This window comes from Rhizobium phaseoli (assembly GCF_001664385.1).
Classification (GTDB): domain Bacteria; phylum Pseudomonadota; class Alphaproteobacteria; order Rhizobiales; family Rhizobiaceae; genus Rhizobium; species Rhizobium phaseoli.
Map to the genome: position 1 here is coordinate 3,173,436 of NZ_CP013532.1, position 25,138 is coordinate 3,198,573.

Here is a 25,138-nt window from a genome sequence, read left to right on the forward strand (position 1 = left end):
CAATGGATATCGCCCATGCCGAAGCGCCAAGACATCAAATCGATCCTCATCATCGGCGCGGGACCGATCGTCATTGGCCAGGCTTGCGAATTCGACTATTCCGGCACCCAGGCCTGCAAGGCGCTAAAGGAGGAAGGCTACCGCGTCATCCTCGTCAACTCCAACCCGGCGACGATCATGACCGATCCGGGCCTGGCCGATGCCACCTACGTCGAGCCGATCACCCCCGAGGTCGTCGCCAAGATCATCGCCAAGGAGCGCCCGGATGCGCTGCTGCCGACTATGGGCGGCCAGACAGCGCTAAACACTGCGCTGTCGCTGAAGCGCATGGGCGTGCTCGACCGCTACAATGTCGAGATGATCGGCGCCAAGCCGGCCGCCATCGACATGGCCGAAGACCGCGCGCTGTTCCGCGAGGCGATGGCCCGCATCGGCCTTGAAACCCCGCGTTCGATGCTGGCGAACGCCACCGACATCAAGGATCTCGACCGCAAGACGCACGAGGCCGAGCGCAGCAAGCTGCGCGAAAGCCTCTCCGGCTCCGACCTTGACAAGGCGCTGGACGAATTGGAAAACCAGTGGAACCTCGGCGAGAGCGACCGCAAGCAGCGTTATTTGAACCACGCCATGGCGATCGCCGCCCAGGCGCTCGATCATGTCGGCCTGCCCGCTATCATCCGCCCCTCCTTCACGCTGGGCGGCACCGGCGGCGGCATCGCCTATAACCGCTCGGAATTCTTCGAGATCGTCGGCGGCGGCCTCGACGCCTCGCCGACCACCGAAGTGCTGATCGAAGAATCCGTGCTCGGCTGGAAGGAGTATGAGATGGAGGTCGTCCGCGACAAGGCGGACAACTGCATCATCATCTGCTCGATCGAGAACATCGATCCGATGGGCGTTCACACCGGCGATTCGATCACCGTCGCCCCGGCGCTGACGCTGACCGACAAGGAATACCAGATCATGCGCAACGCCTCGATCGCGGTGCTGCGCGAGATCGGCGTCGAGACCGGCGGTTCGAACGTCCAGTTCGCCGTCAACCCCAAGGACGGCCGCCTTGTCGTCATCGAAATGAACCCGCGTGTGTCGCGCTCTTCGGCGCTGGCGTCCAAGGCGACCGGCTTCCCGATCGCCAAGGTCGCCGCCAAGCTCGCCATCGGCTATACGCTCGACGAACTGGAAAACGACATCACCGGCGGCGCCACGCCTGCCTCCTTCGAACCGTCGATCGATTATGTCGTCACCAAGATCCCGCGTTTTGCCTTCGAGAAATTCCCCGGCGCCTCGCCGGTCCTGACGACTGCGATGAAATCGGTCGGCGAAGTCATGGCGATCGGCCGCACCTTCGCCGAATCGCTGCAGAAGGCGCTGCGTGGCCTTGAAACCGGCCTGACCGGCCTCGACGAAATCGAAATCCCTGATTTCGAGGAAGGCGAATCCAGCCAGAACGCCATCCGCGCCGCGATTGGCACGCCGACGCCGGATCGCCTGCGCATGGTCGCCCAGGCGCTGCGCCAGGGTCTCAGCATCGAAGAGGTGCATGAGGGCTGCAAGATCGACCCGTGGTTCATCGCCGAGCTCAAGAACATCGTCGACATGGAAGCCCGCATCCGCGAGCATGGCTTGCCGGGCGATGCCGACAACCTGCGCATGCTGAAGGCGATGGGCTTCTCCGACGCGCGTCTGGCGACCCTGACCGGCAAGCGCCCCAAGGAAGTCGCCGAGCTGCGCAACGGCCTGAACGTCCGCCCGGTTTTCAAGCGCATCGACACCTGTGCGGCGGAATTCGCTTCGCCGACCGCCTACATGTATTCGACCTATGAGACGCCCTTCGTCGGCTCCGCCCGCTCGGAAGCTCAGGTTTCGGACCGCAAGAAGGTCGTCATCCTCGGCGGCGGCCCGAACCGCATCGGCCAGGGCATTGAGTTCGACTATTGCTGCTGCCACGCCGCCTTCGCGCTGAAGGATGCGGGTTACGAAGCGATCATGATCAACTGCAACCCGGAAACCGTCTCGACCGACTACGACACGTCCGACCGCCTCTATTTCGAGCCGCTGACGGCCGAAGACGTGATCGAGATCCTGCGCGCAGAGCAGGAAAAGGGCGAAGTCGTCGGCGTCATCGTCCAGTTCGGCGGCCAGACGCCGCTGAAGCTTGCCGAGGCGCTCGAGAAAAACGGCATTCCGATCCTCGGCACCGCGCCCGATATGATCGACCTTGCCGAAGATCGCGATCGTTTCCAGAAGCTGCTGATGAAGCTCGACCTCAACCAGCCGAACAACGGCATCGCCTATTCGGTCGAGCAGGCCCGTCTGGTCGCCGCTGAAATCGGCTTCCCGCTGGTCGTGCGTCCGTCCTACGTGCTCGGCGGCCGAGCCATGCAGATCCTGCATTCGGAAGGCCAGCTGCAGACCTACCTGCTGGACACGGTGCCGGAACTGGTGCCCGAAGATATCAAGCAGCGTTATCCGAACGACAAGACCGGTCAGATCAACACCCTGCTCGGCAAGAACCCGCTGCTCTTCGACAGCTACCTGACTCATGCCATCGAAGTCGACGTTGACTGCCTCTCCGACGGCACCGACGTCTATGTCGCCGGCATCATGGAGCACATCGAGGAAGCCGGCATTCATTCGGGCGACAGCGCTTGCTCGCTGCCGCCGCGCTCGCTGCCCGTCGAACTGCTCGACGAGCTGGAACGCCAGGCCAAAGCCATGGCAAAGGCGCTCAATGTCGGCGGCCTGATGAACGTCCAGTTCGCCATCAAGGACGGCACCGTCTACGTGCTCGAAGTCAATCCGCGCGCCTCGCGCACCGTGCCCTTCGTCGCCAAGACCATCGGCGCGCCGATCGCCAAGATCGCTGCCCGCGTCATGGCCGGCGAGAAGCTCGATGCGACCTTCGCCGCCTATGGCGAAAAGCCCGATCCGCGGAAGCTGACGCACATCGCCGTCAAGGAAGCCGTCTTCCCCTTCGCCCGTTTCCCCGGCGTCGACACGCTGCTCGGCCCGGAAATGCGCTCGACCGGTGAAGTCATTGGTCTCGATACCGATTTCGCGCTGGCCTTCGCCAAGTCGCAGCTCGGCGCCGGCGTCGAGCTGCCGCGTGACGGCACGGTCTTCGTCTCCGTGCGCGACGAGGACAAGTCGCGCGTGCTGCCGGCGATCCGCATCCTCGTTGAACAGGGCTTCAAGGTGCTGGCGACCGGCGGCACCGCCCGCTTCCTCGGCGAAAACGGCATCACCGCCACCAAGATCAACAAGGTGCTCGAAGGCCGTCCGCATATCGAGGACGCGATCCGCAACCGCCAGGTCCAGCTCGTCATCAACACCACCGACGGCAACAAGGCGATCTCGGATTCCAAGTCGCTGCGCCGCGCGACGCTGATGCAGAAGGTGCCCTATTACACGACGATGGCCGGCGCCGAGGCCGCCGCCCAGGCAATCAAGGCGCTGAAGGCCGGCAATCTCGAAGTGCGGCCGCTGCAGAGCTACTTCGCCTGAGATTGAAGCAATTCAAGCAAATCTGCGCCCGCGGCTTTGCCTCCGGAATTGCGGAAAAAACAAAGAACAGCGTCACCGCTCGATGAGCGGTGACGCGACTTCAAGCGGAATCCATTTATCCGGCTGACGTCATAAGCACCTGAATTTCCGACATATCCTGACGAAAGCGCGCCATCTCCTCCGCCTTCAACCGCTCGTCGGGAATGCGCAGCAGATAGGATGGATGCACCGTCACGAAGAGCGTGCGCCCTCCTTCAATTGCCATTGCCTTGCCTCTGACGTCCTGCAGGCGCCCTTTCACATCCGTCAGCGCCGCAAGCGCCGTCGCCCCCATGGCGACGATCAGCTTCGGCTCGACGAGCGCCAATTCCAGATCGAGCCACCAGCGGCAATGCTTCACTTCGCCCATAGTGGGCTTCTGGTGGATGCGCCGCTTGCCGCGCGGCTCGTATTTGAAATGCTTGACTGAGTTGGTGACGTAGACCATCGAACGGTCGATGCCCGCCTCCGCCATGACCTGATCGAAAAGCCGGCCGGCCGGGCCGACGAAGGGGCGTCCTGCAATATCCTCCTGATCGCCCGGCTGCTCGCCGACGAACATCACCGCCGCATCGCGCGGCCCCTCGCCGAACACGGTTTGAGTGGCGTTGGCGTGAAGCGGACAACGGGTGCAGACGGAGGCTTGCGCGCGCAGCGCCTCCAGCGTGCCGGCCGGCGCTTCGGGTTCTGTGGGAAGATTGCGCGCAGCCTGCTGCAGCCGGTCGTGAAAGGGCAGCGAGCGCGTTGCCTCCCTTGCCGCCATCTCCCGCACCTTGCTTTCGGCCGATGCGATCAAGCCAGGAATGAGATCGGCTTCCGGCAGGTTCTTCCAGTATTTTTTCGGCATTTCCGCCTGCATCGCCTTCAGCTTCACCCGAGCCGGATTGAAGATGCTGGCGTAATAGGTGCGCCAGAGCTCATCGGTTACGTCGGTAAGATTGGGCTTCTCGCAGGGTTCGTCGCTGATCGTCAGCCGCTCGCCATCCCAGGCGGCCGACCCCTTGGGCGTGGCGATCAACCAGTCCATGTCTGTGAAACGCCGCTGGAAGAAGGGTGCCGTGCGCCTGATGATGTGGTGGTCGGGCTCGAACCAGGCGATGAATTTCCGCCGCCCCGCGGAAATCGCGCCGACCTCCTTGAAGCGGACGAAGGCCGTCATCTTGTGCGCGTCGCGATGCACGTTTTTCGCCATCAGCCGGGCACGCACGACATCCTGGTCGGAGGTCACCTCGAGCAGCTGCCGGTCCAGCTGCAGCCGCCAGAGCAGGCGGTAAAGCAGCGCAAACCGCGCCGGATCGGAGTGACAGAGGACCGTCTCGGCAAGCTCGATGAAGGCGGGCGGCACGGTCATCGGCTTGCGTGATGCCGCCGGCGCCGGCGGCATGGCGTCGCGCTGAAAGGAAAGATCGGCCTCCGCGCTTTTCTCGCGCCAGTCGATCTCGTCGGGCACGATGCCGGCGGCCGCCAAGGCGCGTGCGGCATCGCGCCATTCGCCAAGCTCTCCGCGTCCTGCGAGCACAACCCGGCGCATCACAGCAACGACAATTGTTCGGGCTGCGGCTCGAACATGGCGCGGAGGTCCGGCCTGTCGATCAGCCGGCGCGGCGACCAGCCTTCGGCGCAAATGAAGGATTGGACCTTCTTGATCGAAACGCCGAGCCGAGAGAGATCGTCGAGCCGCAGGCGGCGAAAGCGGCGCGCCGAAACGATTGCCTTGACGGTCTTGGTGCCGAGACCCGGCACACGCAGCAGCCGCTCGCGCTCGGCCCTGTTGATATCGACGGGAAATTCGCTCCGGTTGGCCAGCGCCCAGGCAAGCTTCGGGTCGAGGTTCAGATCGAGCATGCCGCCCGTCTGGTTCGCGGTGATCTCGTCGATGCCGAAGCCGTAGAACCGATAGAGCCAGTCGGCCTGATAAAGCCGGTGCTCGCGCATCAGCGGCGGCTTGATCAGCGGCAGATTTTTGGAGGCATCCGGGATCGGGCTGAAGGCCGAATAATAGACGCGCTTGAGGCCGTAGCTGCTGTAAAGCCTGCCGCTGGTCGCCAGAATCGTCGCATCACTCGCGCCATCGGCACCGACGATCATCTGCGTGCTCTGGCCGGCCGGAATGAAGCGCTGGCGTTTTTTGCTCTTCAGCGTCGGTTCGGCGGCAGCCTCGATCTTCAGTCTCAGCTCGCCCATTGACCGCCGGATATTGGCCGGTTTCTTCTCCGGCGCGAAGCGGGTGATGCCGGTGTCCGTCGGCAGTTCGATATTGAGCGACAGGCGGTCGGCATAAAGCCCCGCCTCCTCGATCAGCCGCGGCGATGCCTCGGGGATCGATTTCAGATGGATATAGCCACGAAAATTATGGGTGACCCGCAATTCGCGGACGATACGAACCATCTCTTCCATCGTGTAATCGGACGAGCGAATGATGCCGGAGGAAAGAAAGAGACCTTCGATGTAATTGCGGCGATAGAATTCCAGCGTCAGCCAGATCACCTCTTCAGGCGTGAAGCGCGCCCGTTCGACATTGCTCGACGAGCGATTGACGCAATAAGCGCAGTCGTAGATGCAGAAGTTCGTCAGCAGGATCTTCAGGAGCGAAATGCACCGGCCATCCGGCGCATAGGCATGGCAGATGCCCGATCCCTCGGTTGAGCCAAGCCCGCCGCTTGTGCTCGAATCGCGTTTCACCGTGCCGCTGGAAGCGCAGGAAGCGTCATATTTGGCGGCGTCGGAAAGAATGGCCAAGCGTTCTGCGAGCGACTTCTTCATCCATATGTTCACTATATGTTCCAATGACGGAAGTCAATCCGGCTACTCCCGCCTCTTCCCTTTTTCCGGCGCAGCATCCGTTTTCGCAGGGCACGCGTTGGGTTTATGCGAATTTTCTGGAAATCGGCCTTGGCGATCTGCTATAAGCACGTAACTAGGATTGTGGCACGGTTCCGAAGCTCCCCTTCGGGACCTGTTTTCTTTTGTGTGTACCCGACTGCGCGGAGCAAGGGCCGGCGGCCACAGGGAATGAAGGACAGAAAAATGGTTGATAAGGTACCGATGACACAGGGTGGTTTCGTCAAGCTGCAGGAAGAGCTGCGCTGGCGTCAGCAGGAGGAGCGCCCGCGAATCATCGAGGCGATCGCCGAAGCCCGTGCTCATGGCGACCTTTCCGAAAACGCCGAATACCACGCCGCCAAGGAAGCCCAGAGCCACAATGAAGGCCGCATCACCGAGCTGGAAGACCTGACGGCGCGCGCCGAGGTCATCGACCTCACGAAGATGTCCGGCGACAAGATCAAGTTCGGCGCCAAGGTGAAGCTCGTCGACGAGGACACCGAGGAAGAAAAGACCTATCAGATCGTCGGCGACCAGGAAGCCGACGTCAAGGCCGGCCGCATCTCCATCTCCTCACCGATCGCCCGTGCACTGATCGGCAAGGAAGTCGGCGATTCCATCGAGGTCAATGCCCCCGGCGGCTCCAAGGCCTACGAAATCCTCCAGGTTTCCTGGGGCTGATCGCCCGCCAGACATGAGATCCATCCTTGCCTGATATGCGTGACGTCGAGATCATCGCGCCCAATTTCAAGCGCCGGCTCTCCGGCGTCACGTCGACCATCGTCCAGCTCATCCCATGCCAGATCCGGCTCGGCATCCGGATCGCAACCCTCGGCCCCGGCCTGCCGGAAGGCCTGCCGAAACTGAGATGGTCACAGCTCCCTGGTCTGTGGCGCAGGCCGGCGCGTCGGCGCCATCGCGTCTGGCACGCCCGCCGCAACAATGAGATGGCCGTTGGCATCCTGCTCCGCCATTTCCTGCGCATGCCGCTGAAGCTCATCTTCACCTCGGCCGCGCAGCGCCGCCACACCGCCTACACGAAATGGCTGATCCGCCGCATGGACGCGGTGATCGCAACCAGCGACCGTTCCGGCTCCTTCCTCGAAGTTCCCCATACCGTCATCCAGCACGGCGTCGATCTGTCCCTTTTCCACCCGCCGGAAACGGCGGAGGACGGCATCGCCGCGACGGGTCTGCCCGGCCGCTATCTGGTCGGCTGCTTCGGCCGTGTGCGCCATCAGAAGGGCACCGATCTCTTCGTCAAGGCGATGATCGAACTCTTGCCGCGGCACCCTGAATGGACGGCCGTCGTCTCCGGCCGGGTAACGGCGGAGCACGTGGCCTTCGGCGACAAGCTGAAGGCCGATGTCAAGGCCGCAGGGCTTGCCGACAGGATCCTCTTCCTCGGCGAAGTGCCCGATATCAAAGTCTGGTATCGCCGCCTGACGCTCTATGTCGCCCCTTCCCGCAACGAAGGCTTCGGCCTGACGCCGCTTGAAGCCATGGCCTCGCGCACGGCGGTGGTGGCCTCGGATGCCGGCGCCTACGCCGAACTCATCGCCGAAGGCGAGACCGGCTCGGTCGTCACCGCCGGCGACGGCGAGGCGCTGACCCGGGCGATTGCCCCCTATATAGCAGATCCCGCGCTGGCGATCGCCCATGGCGAGAATGCGCTGCGCCATGTCAGGGCGAATTTTGCGCTGGAAAAGGAAGCAAACGCGATCGGCGCCTTTTACGATCGCCTTCTCGGCGGCAATCGCGGCTGAGCGGAACGAGAAGCGGCCCGTGTTGAAGTAAGGTGCCTCTGGTGATCAGTCGCCCTAAGAGATCGGCGCCCGCCCCTCATCCGGCTGCCGCCACCTTCTCCCCGCGCGCGGGGAGAAGGGGGTATGCCGCAGCCTTTCCGTCGTCCCTCTCCCACCTCTCGCAGGGCACGTCCCCTCTCCCCGTCAGAACGGGGAGAGGGTTAGGGTGAGGGGCAATCATTCGCATGAACCGGACAGCTATGGCTCAAGGCCCGGGGATAACGGCGAGTAGAGAGCGGGACTTGTCAAAAAGCGAACGGCCCGCTGGATGACGGGCCGTTGCAAATATCCGAGACTGGCGAGTGGCTGGTTATTCCGCCGGCTGAAGTCCGCCGGCCGGAGCGCCCTCTTCTGTCTGGCCGCCCAGGGCTCTGGCGAGCTGCGCCGTATCCAGCTCGTTTTCCCAGCGTGCCACGACGATCGTCGCCACCGCATTGCCGACGAGGTTGGTCAGCGCCCGGCACTCCGACATGAAGCGGTCGATGCCGAGGATGAGCGCCATGCCGGCGACCGGCACCGACGGCACGACGGAGAGCGTCGCGGCAAGGGTGATGAAGCCGGCGCCGGTGATGCCGGCGGCACCCTTGGAGCTCAGCATCGCCACCAGCAGCAGCAGGATCTGGTCGCCCCAGGAGAGATTGATGCCGGTTGCCTGGGCGATGAAGAGGGCTGCCAGCGTCATGTAGATGTTGGTGCCGTCGAGGTTGAAGGAATAGCCAGTCGGAATGACGAGGCCGACGACCGAGCGCTTGCAGCCGGCCTTTTCCATCTTGTTCATCAGGCCCGGAAGGGCGGCTTCCGACGACGAAGTGCCGAGCACCAGCAAGAGCTCTTCCTTGATGTAGCGCAGCAGCGCCACGATCGAGAAGCCGTTGTAGCGGGCGACCGCGCCGAGCACGATGAAGACGAAGAGCAGCGACGTGATGTAGAACGTGCCGATCAGCATGGCGAGGTTAGCGATCGATCCGACGCCATACTTGCCGATGGTGAAGGCCATGGCGCCAAAGGCGCCGATGGGCGCAGCCTTCATCAGAATGGCGACGAGCTTGAAGACCGGAGCCGTCAGGGCGTTGAGGAAATTGACGACCTGCTCGCCCTTTTCGCCGACCATGGCGAGCGCGATGCCGAAGAGCACCGAGAAGAACAGCACCTGCAGAATGTCGCCGTCGGCAAAGGCGCCGACGATCGTCGTCGGGATGATATTCGTCAGGAAGCCGACGATGCTCTGCTCATGCGCCTTATCGGCGAAGGTGGCAACGGCCTTCGGGTCGAGCGAAGCCGGATCGATGTTCATGCCGGCGCCGGGCTGGACGACATTGGCGACGATCATGCCGATCACCAGCGCCAGCGTCGAGAACGTCAGGAAGTACAGCATCGCCTTGCCGGCGACGCGGCCGACCTTCTTCAGGTCGCTCATGCCGGCAATGCCGGTCGCCACCGTCAGGAAGATGACCGGCGCGATCACCATCTTGACGAGCTTGATGAAGGCGTCGCCGAGAGGCTTCAGCTGGGTGCCGAGCTCGGGATAGAAATGGCCGAGAAGGATACCCGCCGCGATGGCGGCGAGAACCTGAACATAAAGATGAGAATAAAAGGGCTTCCTGCCCTTGCTGTCTGCGACTGCGTCGAGTGGTGCTGCGATCATGATGTCCTCCTAAGGGCTCGCCCGGAACCAACTCCGGCCTCCCGAGCCGTTCGCTTCAATCCAACAGCTCAGCCGTTGTTGCGCTGTTCTTCGCAATAGCCGTGCCAGTTTCGCGCCATCCGCCTAAGCCCTTGTTTATATGTCAGAAAAAATATCTGACGGGCCAACTACCTATCCTGACGATGCGGAAACTCACACAAATCCATTTGCGTCCCGTGCGGAAAAATGCACAAATCCGTCATGTCCTTGTCAGTCTCGCAAAGGCTTTGGCCCTCCCTGCCCTTGCACCACCGCATTCGCCGAATGTGGTGGGCCTATGCGGTGCTCGCCCTTTCGGCCGTCGCCGGCAGTCTCTTGGCGAGTGGCGAGGTCGGCCGGCGCCGGGCGGAAGCGGCCCTGGAGGAACAGGCCCGCACCGATGCGAGGATGAACGTGGCGCTGCTGCGCACCGTCCTCGAAAAATACCGGGCGCTGCCCTTCGTGCTGTCGCAAGATACCGCGCTCGCCACCGCCCTGACGGGACGCGACGCCGGCACGTTCGAGCAGTTGAACCGGAAGCTTGAGACGCTGGCCGCCGGTACGAAAGCGGCCGTCATCTATGTCATCGACAAGGATGGTATCGCGGTTTCAGCCAGCAACTGGCGTGAACCGACGAGCTTCGTCGGCAACGACTATCGTTTCCGCGAGTATTTTCAGGGCGCCGTCGCTCAAGGGCAGGCCGAGCATTTCGCGCTCGGCACCGTCAGCAAGAAGCCCGGTCTTTATATTTCCGAGCGGATATCAGGCAGTGACGGTCTCCTGGGCGTCGTCGTCGTCAAGGTGGAATTCGACGATGTCGAGGCGGATTGGAACGCCTCGGGCGCCCCGTCCTACGTCATCGACGATCGCGGCATCGTCCTCATCACCAGCGTTCCCTCCTGGCGGTTCATGACGATCGGCCGCATTGCCGAGGATCGGCTGACCGCGATCCGCGAGAGCCTTCAATTCGGCGACGCGCCGCTTCAGCCGCTGCCGCTCGATGTCATCAGGCACCTTGGCGACAGGCTTGCTGTCGTCGAGATCGTCACGCCCGGCGGCGCCGGAAAGACCAGCTTCCTCGAGGTCGGGATGCCGATCCCTGCAACCGGCTGGAATCTACAGCATCTTGTTGCATTGGGGCCGTCCGTCGATGCGGCGGTCCGCGAAACGCGCATGCTGGCGCTGCTCTTGCTTTTGCCGCTCCTGGCGGGGTCAGCCTTCCTCTTGCGCCGCCGCCAGACGATCACCCTGAGAATTTTCAGCGAGCAGCAGGCGCGGGAAGAACTGGAACAGCGCGTGGCCGAGCGGACGCTGGATCTCAGCCAGGCGCGGGATCGTCTGCAGGCCGAGATCGCCGGTCATCGCAGCACCGAGCAGAAGCTGCAGGCGGTGCAGCAGGATCTGGTGCAGGCCAATCGGCTGGCGATCCTGGGCCAGGTTGCCGCCGGTGTCGCTCATGAGATCAATCAGCCGGTGGCGACCATCCGCGCCTATGCGGACAATGCCCGCACTTTCCTCGACCGCGGCCAGACGGCGCCGGCCGGTGAAAATCTTCAAAATATCGCCGCCCTGACGGAGCGCATAGGCTCGATCACCGAGGAGCTGAAAAGCTTCGCCCGCAAGGGCCGCGGCAGCGCCGAACCAACGGGCTTGAAGGACGTCATCGAGGGGGCGGTGATGCTGCTGCGCAGCCGTTTTGCCGGCCGCATGGATACGCTCGACATCGAGCTGCCGCCCGCCGAGCTGCAGGTCATGGGCAGCAGGATCCGTCTCGAGCAGGTGCTCATCAACCTGCTGCAGAACGCGCTGGAGGCCGTGGCGCCGAAGGCCGAAGCGGGGCGCGTCGAGGTCAGGACATCGGCCGATGCGGAGACAGTAACGCTGACGGTTGCCGACAACGGCCCCGGCATTTCGCCCGAAATCCGCAAGGGCCTGTTCACGCCGTTCAACACCTCGAAGGAAAAAGGTCTCGGCCTCGGGCTTGTCATCTCCAAGGATATCGTCGGCGATTACGGCGGCCGGATGGAAGTTGAAAGCGATGGCGACGGGAGCCGCTTCATCGTTCATCTGAGGAAGGCTTGAGATCATGGACATGGCCATACCCGTTGCTTTGATCGACGATGACGGCGATCTGCGCCGCGCCACCACCCAGACGCTGGAGCTCGCCGGCTTCGCCGTTTCCGCCTATGACGGCGCCAAAGCGGCGCTGGACGAGCTGGCGGCCGACTTTGCCGGCCCCGTCGTCACCGACATCCGCATGCCGGAGATCGACGGGCTGCAGCTCTTCACGATGCTCAAGGACATGGATGCCGACTTGCCGGTGATACTGATGACCGGCCACGGCGATATCCCGATGGCCGTCCAGGCCATCCAGGACGGCGCCTATGATTTCATCGCCAAACCCTTCCCGGCCGACCGGCTCGTCCAAAGCGTGCGCCGCGCCAGCGAAAAACGTCGGCTCGTTCTGGAAAACCGGATGCTGCGCAAGGCGGCCGACGAGGCACAGGAGACCTTGCCGCTGATCGGCCAGACGCCGGTCATGGACAATCTCAGGAAGATCCTTCGCCACATTGCCGATACCGATGTCGATGTGCTGGTCGCCGGCGAAACCGGCAGCGGCAAGGAAGTGGTCGCCCAGATCCTGCATCAGTGGAGCCATCGCCGGAAGGGCAATTTCGTGGCACTGAACTGCGGGGCGCTGCCGGAAACCGTCATCGAAAGCGAGCTCTTCGGCCACGAGGCCGGCGCCTTTACCGGCGCCCAGAAGCGCCGCACCGGCCGCATCGAACATGCAAGCGGCGGCACGCTGTTCCTCGACGAGATCGAAAGCATGCCTGTCGCCACGCAGGTCAAGATGCTGAGGGTGCTGGAGATGCGCGAAATCACTCCGCTCGGCACCAACGAGGTGCGCCCGGTCGACCTGCGCGTCGTCGCGGCCGCCAAGATTGACCTTGGCGATCCCGAGGTGCGCGGCGATTTTCGCGAGGACCTCTATTACCGGCTGAATGTCGTGACGATTTCGATTCCGCCGCTGAGGGAACGTCGCGACGATATTCCGCTGCTGTTTTCCCACTTTGCCGCCCGCGCCGCCGAGCGTTTCCGCCGCGAGGTGCCGCAGCTTTCGGAGGCGGTTCGCCGCCATCTTGCCTCGCATTCCTGGCCCGGCAACGTCCGCGAACTCTCCCACTATGCCGAACGCGTGGTGCTTGGCGTCGAGGGCGGCGGAGCGCCATCCCCTTCCCCCCAGTCGACCGGCGGGACGCTGCCCGAGCGGCTGGAGCGCTACGAGGCGGAAATCATCCGTGACGCGCTCGCCAGCAATGACGGCGACGTGCGCCGCACCATCGAAGCGCTCGGCATTCCGAGAAAGACGTTCTACGACAAGCTCCAGCGCCATGGCATCAACCGCGGTGGTTATGCCTCGCGCAAATAGCTCAGACTTCCACAAGCCCGAGCTTCTTCACCTGCCGGATCGTCAGCATGGTGCGCACGGTGTCGACATGCTCGTTCGCCGTCAGCACCTCGATGACGAAATCCTGGAAGTGGGTCAGATTCTCCGCCACGCAATGCAGCAGGAAATCGCTGTCGCCCGAAACCATCCAGGCCTGGCGCACCAGCGGCCATTCGGTGGTGGCGGCAGCAAAGGCCTTGAGATTGCCTTCCGACTGATGTTTGAGCCCGACCATGCAGAAGGCGACCAGATCGAAGCCGAGCTTCGGGCTGTTCAACATGGCGTGATAGCCTTCGATGATGCCGGCTTCCTCGAGCTTGCGCACACGGCGCAGGCAGGGCGGCGCCGAAATACCGACGCGGTCGGCGAGCTCGACATTGGTCATGCGGCCGTCGGCCTGCAGCTCGCGGAGGATCTTTATGTCGATGACGTCGAGTTCGGTGCGACCCACATCATGGCCTTTCTTTAATTCGCCGCGGCGAGCTTCTATATAAAGCCGCGGAATACGCAAGAAAGTTTCACGATGATGACGGATTCTTGCACAACGGGGTCATTTGCCTTGTTGGTAACGCAAGGCTGCCCTTGAATAAAAGCATTGGTCGTTCATAAATGGCGCATGGACCGCGAAACGGCCGCAATCGCTATTTAGCCGCCGCCCTCCTGCCAGTCGAAAGGAAATGACATGCCCGCCCGCCATACCAAGGTGCTCATCATCGGTTCCGGACCCGCGGGCTATACCGCCGCGGTCTATGCCGCGCGCGCCATGCTGAAACCGGTGCTGATCGCCGGTCTCGAACAAGGCGGCCAGCTGATGATCACCACCGATGTCGAGAATTATCCGGGCTTTGCCGATCCGATCCAGGGTCCCTGGCTGATGGAGCAGATGCTGCAGCAGGCAAAACATGTCGGCGCCGAGATCGTCAGCGACCTCGTCACCGAAGTCGACATGAACCAGCGTCCCTTCGTCGCCCGCACCGACAGCGGTCAGGTCTGGACAGCAGACACGCTGATCATCGCCACCGGCGCCAAGGCCAAGTGGCTCGGCATCGAAAGCGAACAGCATTTCCAGGGCTTCGGTGTTTCGGCCTGCGCCACCTGCGACGGCTTCTTCTATCGCAACAAGGATGTGATCGTCGTCGGCGGCGGCAACAGCGCTGTCGAAGAGGCGCTCTATCTCTCCAACATCGCCAAGTCGGTCACATTGGTACACCGCCGCGACACCTTCCGCGCCGAGAAAATCCTGCAGGAACGCCTGTTCGCGAGGGAAAACGTCAAGGTGCTGTGGAACACCGAAGTGGCCGAAATCACCGGCACGGCGGCCAAGCCCCCGATGCCGCAGTCGGTCTCGGGCGCGCGCCTGCGTGACGTCAGAACCGGCGCGATCACCGAAATGCCGATCGACGGCGTCTTCGTTGCCATCGGCCATGCACCGGCAACCGAACTCTTCAAGGACAAGCTGAAGCTGAAGGACAACGGCTATCTCTGGACCGCGCCGGATTCGACCGCGACCAGTCTCGAGGGTGTCTATGCCGCCGGCGACGTGACCGACGATACGTTCCGTCAGGCCGTCACCGCCGCCGGCATGGGCTGCATGGCAGCGCTCGAGGCCGAGCGATATCTGACGGGCCACATGCCCGTCGCCGTGGCCGCGGAGTAAGATCGGCATGAGAGGCGGGGGAATGCCACTGGATTGGGACAAGCTGCGTATTTTCCACGCAGCTGCCGAGGCGGGTTCATTCACGCATGCGGCGGATAAACTTCATCTGTCCCAATCCGCCATCAGCCGCCAGGTGAGCGCGCTGGAGCAGGATGTCGGCACCAAACTGTTTCACCGCCATGCCCGCGGCCTGATCCTGACCGAACAGGGCGAACTGCTGTACCGCACCGCCCATGACGTGCTGCTGAAGCTCGAAACCGTGAAGATGCAGCTCACCGAGACGACCGAGACGCCGTCCGGCAAGCTGCGTGTGACGACGACCGTCGGCCTCGGCCAGGGCTGGCTGACCGACAAGATCCAGGAATTCCTGCAGCTTTATCCCGATGTGCAGATCCAGCTGATCCTCGACAATGAGGAAGTGGATGTGAACATGCGCCATGCCGACTGCGCGATCCGGCTGCGTCAGCCGCAGCAGTCCGATCTCATTCAGCGCAAGCTTTTCACCGTGCACATGCACGTCTATGCAGCTCCCTCCTACATCAACCGCCACGGCGAGCCGCAGAAGATCGAAGATCTCGACAACCACCGCATCATCACCTTCGGCGAGCCGGCGCCGAGCTACCTGCTCGACGTCAACTGGCTCGAGGTTGCCGGCCGCTCCTCGGACAACAAGCGCATCCCGCATCTGCAGATCAACAGCCAGACCTCGATCAAGCGCGCCTGCCTGCTCGGAATCGGCGTCGCCTGCCTGCCCGATTACATCGTCGGCCGCGATCCCGGCCTGATTCAGCTGGCGATCAATGCCGACGTGCCGTCCTTCGACACCTATTTCTGCTACCCTGACGAGATCAAGAACGCCGCCAAGCTGAAGGCTTTCCGCGATTTCATCGTCAGCAAGGCCAGAAACTGGAACTTCTAACCCAGTTTTATGGAATATTTTCCATACTATGCAGTGTGCGCATGACTGGCATGCACAAATGTGGGTTGCCGTTTGCCCATTAAACCACCATATCGCACATAGCTGATGCACATGGTGGCTTTTCCTCCCAGTTCCACCGCATTAGCTGTTCCCCTCTGGAGGTTTTTGACCTTCACACTTATAAGGGCCCTGGTTTTCCAGCGGCCCTCTTTTTTTGCCTTGTCGCGCGGGGCAATGGTGCATCGCAAAAAATTTGTGCGGCGCATAGCAGGCATGCACAAAAAAGCATTGAAACCTGCCTAAGGAAGCACCATATCCCTCTCAGCTGATGCATTTCGTGGTTTCTCTCCCAGTACCACCGCATTAGCTGTTCCCCTCTGGAGGTTTTTGACCTTCACAATTATAAGGGCCCTGGTTTTTCCGGTGGCCCTCTTTTTTTGCCCAAAATTTGCGCACCCCGCGGCAGGCTGCACCTCACGTCTCCGTGATTTGCATATCGACCAGCATCGATCCATATATCGAGAATATACGATTTATGGATCGACAAACAGCGATGGACAAAGACGAGATCATCAAGGCGCTCGCGCATCCCACCCGGATGGCCATTCTGAGCTGGCTGAAAAATCCCGAGGAACATTTCCTCACGCAGGAACATCCATTCGAAATGGGGGTCTGCGCCAGCCAGTTTGAACGGTGCGGCCTGTCGCAGTCGACGGTTTCGGCCCATCTCGGAACCCTGCACCGCGCCGGTCTGGTCACCACCAAACGTGTCGGACAGTGGATCTTCTACAAGCGTAACGAAGACACCATTGCAGCCTTCCTCAAGCAGCTGACACAGGATCTGTAAAATGCCCGCCGCAGCCCTGATGGCCCTGATCGGCCTTGACGCAGCGGCGCTCGACCATCTCTCTGCCCGGGGCCGGGCCCGCCCTGCGCCTGCCGAGTGATCCTCCCGCAAAAGAAAGGACCATCATGGCCAAGCTTTTCGAACCCACCAAGGTTGGCGACATCACCGTCAAGAACCGCATCGTCATGGCGCCGCTCACCCGCAACCGCTCGCCGGGCGCGATCCCCAACGACCTTAACGTCGAATATTACCGTCAGCGCGCCACGGCGGGGCTGATCATCACCGAGGCGACTGCGATCACCCATCAAGGCCAGGGTTATGCCGACGTGCCCGGTCTTTATAGCAAGGAAGCGCTCGAAGGCTGGAAGCGCGTGACCGACGGCGTTCACGCCGCCGGCGGCAAGATCGTCGTTCAGATGTGGCATGTCGGCCGCATTTCGCACACGACGCTGCAACCGGATGGCGGCAGGCCGGTCTCCTCGACCAATCGCGTCGCCAAGGCCAAGACCTATCTGGTCAACGCCGACGGCAGCGGCAGCTTCGCCGATACCTCCGAACCGCGCGCGCTCGAAACCGCCGAAATCCCTGGCATCGTCGAGGATTACCGCAAGGCTGCCCGCGCCGCCATCGACGCCGGTTTTGACGGTGTCGAAATCCACGGCGCCAACGGCTATCTGCTCGACCAGTTCATTCGTGACGGCGTCAATGACCGCACCGACCAATATGGCGGTTCGATCGAGAACCGCACGCGGCTCGCCTTTGAAGTCGTGGACGCCGTCGTGAGCGAAGTCGGTGCCGGCCGTACCGCGATCCGCATTTCACCGGTAACGCCCTCGGGCGAGAGCTACGATTCCAATCCGCAGGCGACCTTCGCCCATGTCGTCAAAGGATTGGCCAAATACGACCTCGCTTATATCCACGTCATCGAAGGCCAGACGGGCGGAGACCGTGATTATAAGCAGGGCGACAATCCTCCCTTCGACTACAAGGCGCTTCGCCAGGCCTATGAAAAAGCCGGCGGCAAGGCCAACTGGATGGTCAATAACGGCTATGATCGCGACCTCGCGGTCGATGTCGTCGAAAGTGGTCGCGCCGATCTCGTCGCCTTCGGCAAGCCCTTCATCGCCAATCCCGATCTCGTCGAACGGCTGGCAAAGAACTTGCCGCTCAACACGCCGGACCAGTCGACCTTCTACGGCGGCACCGCCAAGGGTTACATCGACTATTCCGCTGTCGAGAAGGTCGCCTGAGCCCTTCGGATGCGAATTGCGAAATCCCGCCGAGAGGCGGGATTTCCATTTCCGCCGCATCTTTGTACGGTGTCGCCATGTTCGCCCCCTATCTCGATCGCTGGTCGCTCATATCAGACGGCGAGCCGATCCTCACCCATTCGAGCCGCCTGCTGCCGGTCCTCTGGCAGGATAGGCCCGCCATGCTGAAGGTGGCGACCGACAAAGACGAACGATATGGCGCGTTGTTGATGCAATGGTGGGACGGCGACGGTGCGGCCCATGTCTACGCCCATGAGGGCGACGCCGTGCTTCTGGAACGGGCGACGGGCAAACGATCGCTGCTTGCCATGGCGATGAATGGCGAAGATGACGAGGCAAGCCGTATCCTCTGCCGGACGGCCGCAAGGCTGCATGCGCCGCGCCAAAAGCCGCTTCCCGATCCCATACCCCTCACCCGCTGGTTCCGCGACCTGGAACCGACGGCCGAAAAAGTTGGCGGCACATTTGCCGATTGCTCGACGGTCGCCAAGGCCCTTCTTTCCGACCCGCTAGACGTCACCATCCTGCACGGCGACATTCACCACGGCAATGTTCTCGATTTCGAGACACGCGGCTGGCTGGCGATCGATCCGAAGCGCCTTCATGGCGAACGCGGCTTCGATTTCGCCAATATCTTTGCCAACGAGGAGCTGCCTGTTATCACAGATCCCACCCGTTTCCGCCGGCAGCTCGCCATCGTCTCGATGGAAGCGAGGCTGGAGCCGAAGCGGCTTTTGCAGTGGATCGCCGCCTATTCCGGCCTTTCCGCTGCCTGGTTTCTGGCAGACGCAAACACGCCTGAAGTCGAGACGGCTCTGACGGTCGCCCGGCTCGCCCTTTGTGAACTTGAGGCTTAACGTCCGTCCTGCAGCGAATGCCCGATAAAGGCGGACGCTGCCTGACGGTGCTGCGGTTCGGGCAGGCAGCCGAGCGCCACCAGCGTCGCCTTGACGGCCTCGTCGATCGGTGTGCGCGGCTCTTTTCCGAGTTCAGCCGTCAGTTTGGTATTCGACATCCGCAACGGCACCTTCCACAGATAGCGCATCTCTTTGATCTCCCGCATCATCGGGAGAAAGGGCGCGGCGAGCGGCACGATCCACCAGGGAAAACGCCCGATCTTCGCCTTGCCGCCGGCAACGCGTCTGATCGCTTCTGCCATCTGCATGCCGTCGGCGTCCCAGAAGCCGTCCATATGATAGACGGCAAAGGACGGCAGCCGATCGGCCCGTTCGATGAGCTGCGCCATTGTTTCCGCCATGTCGGGCAAGTAGGTCCACTGATGACCGACGTCGCGCCGTCCGGGGTTTTTGATCGTGCCGACCGGCTTGCCCGGCGTCACCAGGCCGGATGAAAACCAGCTGTTGGCTGTGGCGCCCGGACCGAAGAAATCGCCGGCGCGGACGATGATGACGCCGATGCCGGCTTGCGCCGCCGCCTTCAGCCGTTCCTCCATCTCGACCCGGATCGCGCCCTTCCTGGTCACCGGATGCTGTGGGCTCTCCTCCGTCGGCATCGGCAGGGCATCGGGACCGAAATTATAGACGTTGCCGGGCAGCACGATGCGCGCGCCGAAAGCGCGAGCCGCGGCAATGCTATTGTCGAGCATCGGCAGCACCAGCTTGGCCCAGTCGCGGTAGCCCGGCGGGTTGACGGCATGGACAATCAGCCCGACGCCTTCGGCGGCCTTCAGGACGTCGCCGGCATTCATCGCATCGCCCTGCACCCATTCGAATGCCGGCGCGTTCCGCATCGCCCGTTCCGCGTCACGGTTCAGCGCGCGGATCCGCCAGCCACGCGCCAGCAGCTTTCGCGCAATCGCGCCACCAATTCCGCCGGTGGCGCCGAGAACAAGGGCGGTCATGTTCATCTCTTTGCTCATCACGTGCATCTCCTTCGATCACATGCAATGAATATGCTCCCGCTTTCAGGTAAACGAAATTGACGACAGTGGATCCGATATACAAAAATATATGAGCTCCGAACCGAGCTGGGATTTCTATCGCAGTTTTCTCACCGTGCTCCAGCACGGATCGCTGTCGGCCGCCGCCCGCGAACTGGGGTTGACCCAACCGACCATAGGCCGCCATGTCGATGCCCTGGAGCTCGCGATCGGCGCCGAGCTTTTCACCCGATCGCCGAACGGTCTGCTGCCGACCGATGCAGCACTGGCGCTGAAGCCCTATGCCGAGACGCTGGCGGCAACCACCGCCGCGCTTTTGCGGACCGCATCCAGCCAACGCGAACGCGTCGCCGGAACGATCAGGATCAGCGCCAGCGAGGTCATCGCCGTCGAAGTGCTGCCTGCGATTCTCGGGCCGTTACAGGACGCCCATCCCGAGCTCCAGATCGAGCTTTCGGCTTCCGATGCGATCGAAGATCTGGTGAACCGCGAGGCCGACATTGCCGTGCGCATGGCCGAACCGCAGCAGGATGCGCTCGTCGTGCGCCGCATCGGCGATATTCCGCTCGGCTTCCACGCCCATCGCCGCTATCTCGAACGATATGGCATTCCGCAAAGCGTGGCTGATCTCGCCAATCATCGGCTTATTGGCTTTGACCGGCAGACGGCCTATGTCCGCCTGGTGATGAAGCGCTATCCAGTCCCCGATGGGATCAAATTCGCCTACAGGACCGACAGCAATCTAGCCCAACTTGCCGCGATCCGCGCCGGCGTCGGCATCGGCCTCTGCCAGATCGGGCTTGCACGGGAGAATCCCGATCTGGTGCATCTCCTGGCCGATGCTTTCAACATCCCGCTCGGCACCTGGGTGGCGATGCATGAGAGCCTGAAATCCTCGCCACGCTGCCGCGTTACTTTCGACACGCTGGTCAACGGCCTGCAGGATTACTACCGGCATTCGACTAGAACAGGATGATTTTGGGCCCAGTCGGCCTGAAATCTGAATCCTGTTCTGAATTAAAGAGTGAGAGCATGATGTCGTCCGAAAACCGCTCACACTTTCGGCACCATGCTCTGGCGGACAGTCACATCGATTTCCGAAAAGAATCATGCACAATTCAAGGGGTCCGGCAGTCCGTCTCTACCGGATGCGTATCACTTCATACCATTGTTTTTCAGGCGATTACGGACACCAGCCACATCACCATTTTGCTGAAATTGCTCTCACAGGATAAGCATGACACCTCACAATCCGGTTGAACTGGTGCCTTACGATCCGCAATGGCCGGCGCATTTCCAGCGCATCCGCAACCGGTTGTTCACCTGGCTGCCGCAGGCGCTCTTCATCGATCATATCGGCAGCACATCGATACCGGGCATGACCGCCAAGCCTCTCATCGATATCGACATCGTCCTTCCCGGCCTCGAGCATATCGCAGATGCCACAGCGGTGCTTCTGGCGGAAGGCTATGAACCGCGCGGCAATCGCTATGACGACGAGGTCTGGGCATTTTTATCGAGAGGTTCGGTACCAGCGGAGCGGGTCTACCTTTGCCCGGCCTGCAACGGCACACATCGAAACAGACTGGCTTTCCGGGATTATCTCATCGCGCATCCGATGTCAGCGAGCGAGTATGCCGCGCTCAAACGCAGACTGGCAGCCGAGTTCAGAACGGACGGCGATCGCTATACCGCGCAGAAGCGTGAATTTGTCGATACGATCGTTGCGCGGGCATTGGAGGGCAGTGCTTAGCGTCACGCGCCATGCGGGGCCCCGGCTGCGCGATCCTGCCACAGGCCGTCCACCACTTCCGTTTCCGGCCGGTCTCCGCCTTCGGCGTATTCCTCATGCCACTTGCCGTTTTCGTCCTGCCAGCTGATCTCGGCGGAATCGCCGCCGACCTGCTGTTCGGCCGCGACGATACGCGCAGCTTCGAGTGCCTCGGCATGGCTCGGAAACGCTTCGGAATAGACGCCACCCAGTCTGTAGGCCCAGCCGCCGTCATGCGGCACGACTTCGTAGACCACCTTGATCATGCATCCGTCTCCTCATCTTTCTGTTGCGCATTCGCACGCTTCCGGACAGGATCCGGATCATCGCGGCCGCTTGACGAGAATACGAGGACGCCGCGATCTGCTTTCCGGCCCCGATGGCGTTCAGTATTCCATTAAACGCGGAAGACTGCAAATAGCAGAGTGCCGTGGCGTGCTACCCATCCGGAATCAGTGACTTAGTTAAGAGGCATAGATCGGAACGGGAGCCGGGATTTGGGCATCGCTTCACGCTTTGAAAACGAAAAGTACTTGATCGCGGCTCTTGCCGCTGCGATGATCGCCTATCTCCTGGAACACGCAGTGATCGAAATGGGACGCGGTGTCGCGCTGCTCGCCGCCGCAGCCCTGGTCGGCACCATCGTGCTTGCCTCGATCCGCGTCGCCCATCATGCCGAACTGCTCGCTATCAAGGTCGGCGATCCCTATGGCACGATGATCCTCACGCTTTCGGCCCTCGCCGTCGAAGTGATCATCCTCGCCATCATGATGACGGGCGAGAGTTCTCCGACGCTGGTGCGAGACACGATCTATTCGGCCCTGATGCTCGACATCAACGGCATTCTCGGCCTCGCCGCCCTTCTCGGCGGCCTCAAGCACGGCGAGCAGCCCTATAACGACAATTCGGGCAAGACCTACGGCGTGATGATCCTCACCGCCATGGGCATTTCGATGATCGTGCCGGAATTCGTGCCGAGAGATAAGTGGCACTATTATTCCGCCTTCACCATCGTCGCGATGATTGCGCTTTACGGCCTCTTCCTGCGCATGCAGGTCGGCCAGCACAGCTATTTCTTCAGTTACAGCTATCCGCGTTCCGAGCGGAAGAAGGAAAGTCACCGCGAACACGACATTGAGGCGTCGACCGCGGTCTCGATCGTGACCATCCTTGCGGGCGTCGTCATTATCGGCCTGCTGGCGGAATTCATGTCGGCGTTTATGGCTGAGGGCCTGCGCGACAGCGGCGCCCCGATCGCCGTGACCGCCGTCGTCGTCGCAGCGATTTCGGCTGCACCCGAGATCCTAACCGCCTTGAGGGCGGCATTGAGGAACCGCATGCAGGCGACGGTCAACATCGCCATGGGCGCCTCGCTGTCGACGGTAATCCTGACGGTGCCCGTCATGGAGGCGATCGCGCTCTACACCGGCCAGCCCTTCATCATGGCGATGAGCCCGGTGCAGACGGTGATGGTGACGATCACGCTGATTGCCGCGGCAATCAATCTCAACGACGGCGAGACCAACGCCATCGAGGGCATGACGCATTTCATCCTGTTTTCCACCTTCGTCATGCTGACGGCGCTGGGGCTTTAAAGAAGCAGCTCACCCCCTCGACTTTTCGAGGAAGCGCTCTTTACGGGTTTTCGGCTTGAAGCGCCGGAAGAAATTTTCGATGGCGCGAATGGATTTGGTGACCGACATCAGCCTGTCGATCTGGCCGTTGGCATTGTGAAGCCGCTCGGACAAGACTTCGGCCGCCGTCATGGCGATCTCGATCGGCGGGACGTCAGGAAATCTTTTGGCCAGCGCCGAATAGGGGCTGGCATCGACGCCGCCCATCATCGAGATCGAGCCCATTCTGGCAAAGAGACGCAGGAAGATCTGCTCGAACGTCCAATCGTGCACGTCGAAGACCTTCCATTTCTCGCTTCTCTTGGCCGAAAAGCCGGCAAGCAGGATCTTGCCCGGCAGTTGCAGTTCGGCGAGCCAGAGCGCCATCGCAAAGCCGCTGGTGGCGATTTTGCCCGTCGGGTAGAGATCGCCAAGCATTTGCGTCAGATCGAGGTGGCGGGCCTTGGCGCCGTTGAAGCGGCTTTCTTCACTGAAGTTTTCCTCCGGGGAGACGCGAAGATTGATGACACCCCGGAAGTCATCGCCGGCAAAGAAGCGCAGAACATCGCCTACCTCGCGCCGGTGGACGATATTGGCGCCCATCACGCCGCTGCGGGCAACCAGCACCGCATGTCCGGCGAAGGGCTCGCCGAGCACCTTGTAGACATTGTTGAAGAAGACGTAGAGCGCCGTCTCCGGCAGTTCGCTTCGCAGCCGTTCGAAATCGACCGCTTCGCTATTCGCCACAAGCACGATGTGGGAATAGCGCGACAGCAGCGCCTTCCACGCTTCCGGTGTCAACAGATTCAATCCGCCATCTTCGGTGGCCGTAGTCCTGGTATCGCTCGGAATTAATTCCATCGGCTCACATGCACTTTCCAAGGACGATGCGCTCGGGGCGCGTCACTAGCTGTTGCTGAAATAGGCGCGCATCCGTGCAAGCCGCGTCAGCCCGCCGATCTGCTTTCCCACATGCGAGAAGAAACCGGCAACTCGGCCCGTCGCCGACGGCTGCCTGCAGAAGGAGGCCCACGGCGTGTCGCGGAGATCCTCGGCATAACGATCGGCCATCCGCCGATGCACCCAGGGAACGGTCGCCTGCCACGGTTTCTTGCGGCCGGTGAAATGAAGGATCGCCGGCCGGGCGATGAAGGGCAGCAGTCCCGTTTGTGTATTCCAGCGCGGATCGAGCACCAGCCAGTCGCCGTCGAATGTCACGTTCAGCGCATCCTGGTCGTTGTTCTCAAACAGATGCGAGCGCTCCTCGAAGATTTCCCGGGTCCTGGCAAAAAGCCCCTTCGCCCGGCAGACCGACCAGTCGAATAACAATACGCCGGCGTTGAAGTAGCGCCCGCCCTCGCTCATGCCGATCTTGCGCTGCCGCGCGCCGGCTTTCTCCGGGAAGGCCATGACATAGTCATCGACCGCGGCAAGCGCTTTGCCTTGGAAGTCCCGCGCAAAGAGCTCGTCGACGGACGCCACCGCAAGCACGTCGGCGTCGAGGTAAAGCAGGCGCTCGATATTCTCGGGAATTTGCAGATCCATATAGAGCCGCGCCAACGTGGCCGCCGACCAACGGCCGCGCGCCTGGCGCGCCGTATCCGGCGTCGCATAAGGCAGCACCTTGATCGTCATGCCATGCAGGCGCGCGAAATTTTCGACCTCGGCGACCTCGTTCGGCTTCAGGTCGATGCCGAGAAGCAGGAACTCTACGCCGGCCGCCACCAGATTGCGCTTGACGGAAAGCAGGGTGCAGCAGGCAGCCGGCAGCATGTTAACGTCAGAACAGACGATGACGGCACTCTGTTGCAAAATCCGGTCTCCGAAAGCGGCAGCTTGAACTTGATGCCGGGATATCTAGTTGGTTTGGCGGCC

The 25,138-nt window shown here is 62.0% G+C and carries 21 protein-coding genes; 13 read left to right on the forward strand and 8 right to left on the reverse strand.

What is annotated here, in order from left to right; all coding sequences use genetic code 11:
• The first annotated feature begins 15 nt into the window (after nucleotides 1–15).
• Entirely contained in the window at nucleotides 16–3,504 is a 3,489-nt protein-coding gene (gene carB / locus AMC88_RS15355) for a carbamoyl-phosphate synthase large subunit (protein ID WP_016733674.1), read from the forward strand.
• Nucleotides 3,505–3,619: 115 nt separating this feature from the next.
• Here the strand turns inward: carB and AMC88_RS15360 are convergent, their stop codons facing one another.
• On the reverse strand, nucleotides 3,620–5,074 hold the full coding sequence (locus AMC88_RS15360; protein ID WP_016733675.1) for a UdgX family uracil-DNA binding protein: 1,455 nt from the start codon (nucleotides 5,072–5,074) through the stop codon (nucleotides 3,620–3,622).
• Entirely contained in the window at nucleotides 5,074–6,306 is a 1,233-nt protein-coding gene (locus tag AMC88_RS15365; protein ID WP_012484617.1) for a putative DNA modification/repair radical SAM protein, read from the reverse strand. Before AMC88_RS15365 ends, AMC88_RS15360 begins: the two co-directional genes overlap by 1 nt.
• A gap of 264 nt (nucleotides 6,307–6,570) precedes the next feature.
• On the opposite strand from AMC88_RS15365, the gene greA reads away from it, so the two are divergent.
• Both greA and AMC88_RS15375 read left to right on the forward strand, forming a co-directional pair.
• A complete protein-coding gene (gene greA, locus AMC88_RS15370) occupies nucleotides 6,571–7,047 on the forward strand; it encodes a transcription elongation factor GreA (protein ID WP_004672775.1) in 477 nt (158 codons plus the stop codon).
• 26 nt (nucleotides 7,048–7,073) lie between these two features.
• Nucleotides 7,074–8,132 carry a glycosyltransferase family 4 protein gene (locus AMC88_RS15375; protein ID WP_041683714.1) on the forward strand — a complete coding sequence of 353 codons (1,059 nt, stop codon included), beginning with the start codon at nucleotides 7,074–7,076 and terminating at the stop codon, nucleotides 8,130–8,132.
• Between the two features lie 349 nt (nucleotides 8,133–8,481).
• On the opposite strand, the gene AMC88_RS15380 is transcribed toward AMC88_RS15375, so the two are convergent.
• Nucleotides 8,482–9,816, reverse strand: a complete 1,335-nt coding sequence (locus tag AMC88_RS15380) for a dicarboxylate/amino acid:cation symporter (protein ID WP_012484619.1) — start codon at nucleotides 9,814–9,816, stop codon at nucleotides 8,482–8,484.
• Nucleotides 9,817–10,041: 225 nt separating this feature from the next.
• Here AMC88_RS15380 and AMC88_RS15385 point away from each other — a divergent pair, with 225 nt between their 5' ends.
• Both AMC88_RS15385 and AMC88_RS15390 read left to right on the forward strand, forming a co-directional pair.
• Nucleotides 10,042–11,916: a sensor histidine kinase gene (locus AMC88_RS15385; RefSeq protein WP_041683715.1), complete on the forward strand. Its 1,875-nt coding sequence runs from the start codon at nucleotides 10,042–10,044 to the stop codon at nucleotides 11,914–11,916.
• Nucleotides 11,917–11,920: 4 nt separating this feature from the next.
• On the forward strand, nucleotides 11,921–13,267 hold the full coding sequence (locus AMC88_RS15390) for a sigma-54-dependent transcriptional regulator (protein WP_012484621.1): 1,347 nt from the start codon (nucleotides 11,921–11,923) through the stop codon (nucleotides 13,265–13,267).
• Between the two features lies 1 nt (nucleotide 13,268).
• Here the strand turns inward: AMC88_RS15390 and AMC88_RS15395 are convergent, their stop codons facing one another.
• Complete coding sequence (locus tag AMC88_RS15395; RefSeq protein ID WP_009992419.1) at nucleotides 13,269–13,736, reverse strand: Lrp/AsnC family transcriptional regulator; 468 nt, start codon at nucleotides 13,734–13,736, stop codon at nucleotides 13,269–13,271.
• 231 nt (nucleotides 13,737–13,967) lie between these two features.
• On the opposite strand from AMC88_RS15395, the gene trxB reads away from it, so the two are divergent.
• The 5 genes from trxB to AMC88_RS15420 all read left to right on the forward strand — a co-directional run bounded on the left by trxB (nucleotide 13,968) and on the right by AMC88_RS15420 (nucleotide 18,836).
• The gene (gene trxB, locus AMC88_RS15400) at nucleotides 13,968–14,942 is read left to right on the forward strand and encodes a thioredoxin-disulfide reductase (protein ID WP_004671020.1); all 975 of its coding nucleotides are present in this window, start codon (nucleotides 13,968–13,970) and stop codon (nucleotides 14,940–14,942) included.
• Nucleotides 14,943–14,964: 22 nt separating this feature from the next.
• Nucleotides 14,965–15,861 (forward strand): LysR family transcriptional regulator VtlR, encoded by an 897-nt coding sequence (locus AMC88_RS15405; RefSeq protein WP_004671024.1) that lies wholly within the window; start codon nucleotides 14,965–14,967, stop codon nucleotides 15,859–15,861.
• A gap of 553 nt (nucleotides 15,862–16,414) precedes the next feature.
• Nucleotides 16,415–16,708, forward strand: coding sequence for an ArsR/SmtB family transcription factor (locus AMC88_RS15410; RefSeq protein ID WP_004671028.1), 294 nt, complete (start codon nucleotides 16,415–16,417; stop codon nucleotides 16,706–16,708).
• 125 nt (nucleotides 16,709–16,833) lie between these two features.
• A complete protein-coding gene (locus AMC88_RS15415) occupies nucleotides 16,834–17,958 on the forward strand; it encodes an alkene reductase (RefSeq protein WP_041683716.1) in 1,125 nt (374 codons plus the stop codon).
• A gap of 77 nt (nucleotides 17,959–18,035) precedes the next feature.
• Complete coding sequence (locus tag AMC88_RS15420) at nucleotides 18,036–18,836, forward strand: aminoglycoside phosphotransferase family protein (RefSeq protein WP_012484624.1); 801 nt, start codon at nucleotides 18,036–18,038, stop codon at nucleotides 18,834–18,836.
• Here the strand turns inward: AMC88_RS15420 and AMC88_RS15425 are convergent.
• Entirely contained in the window at nucleotides 18,833–19,858 is a 1,026-nt protein-coding gene (locus tag AMC88_RS15425; RefSeq protein ID WP_012484625.1) for an NAD-dependent epimerase/dehydratase family protein, read from the reverse strand. The genes AMC88_RS15420 and AMC88_RS15425 overlap by 4 nt on opposite strands.
• 91 nt (nucleotides 19,859–19,949) lie before the next feature.
• Between AMC88_RS15425 and AMC88_RS15430 the strand changes: the two genes are divergently transcribed.
• Complete coding sequence (locus tag AMC88_RS15430; protein ID WP_064829994.1) at nucleotides 19,950–20,855, forward strand: LysR family transcriptional regulator; 906 nt, start codon at nucleotides 19,950–19,952, stop codon at nucleotides 20,853–20,855.
• Between the two features lie 261 nt (nucleotides 20,856–21,116).
• On the forward strand, nucleotides 21,117–21,632 hold the full coding sequence (locus AMC88_RS15435) for a GrpB family protein (RefSeq protein ID WP_064822462.1): 516 nt from the start codon (nucleotides 21,117–21,119) through the stop codon (nucleotides 21,630–21,632).
• A 2-nt stretch (nucleotides 21,633–21,634) separates the two neighbouring features.
• Here the strand turns inward: AMC88_RS15435 and AMC88_RS15440 are convergent, their stop codons facing one another.
• Nucleotides 21,635–21,916, reverse strand: a complete 282-nt coding sequence (locus tag AMC88_RS15440) for a DUF2188 domain-containing protein (RefSeq protein ID WP_004671042.1) — start codon at nucleotides 21,914–21,916, stop codon at nucleotides 21,635–21,637.
• Nucleotides 21,917–22,147: 231 nt separating this feature from the next.
• On the opposite strand from AMC88_RS15440, the gene AMC88_RS15445 reads away from it, so the two are divergent.
• Complete coding sequence (locus AMC88_RS15445; RefSeq protein WP_012484628.1) at nucleotides 22,148–23,245, forward strand: calcium:cation antiporter; 1,098 nt, start codon at nucleotides 22,148–22,150, stop codon at nucleotides 23,243–23,245.
• Between the two features lie 9 nt (nucleotides 23,246–23,254).
• Here AMC88_RS15445 and AMC88_RS15450 read toward each other — a convergent pair whose 3' ends face one another.
• Both AMC88_RS15450 and AMC88_RS15455 read right to left on the reverse strand, forming a co-directional pair.
• Nucleotides 23,255–24,124, reverse strand: a complete 870-nt coding sequence (locus AMC88_RS15450; RefSeq protein ID WP_012484629.1) for a hypothetical protein — start codon at nucleotides 24,122–24,124, stop codon at nucleotides 23,255–23,257.
• Nucleotides 24,125–24,169: 45 nt separating this feature from the next.
• The gene (locus AMC88_RS15455; RefSeq protein ID WP_029531422.1) at nucleotides 24,170–25,075 is read right to left on the reverse strand and encodes a glycosyltransferase family 8 protein; all 906 of its coding nucleotides are present in this window, start codon (nucleotides 25,073–25,075) and stop codon (nucleotides 24,170–24,172) included.
• Between the last annotated feature and the right edge of the window lie 63 nt (nucleotides 25,076–25,138).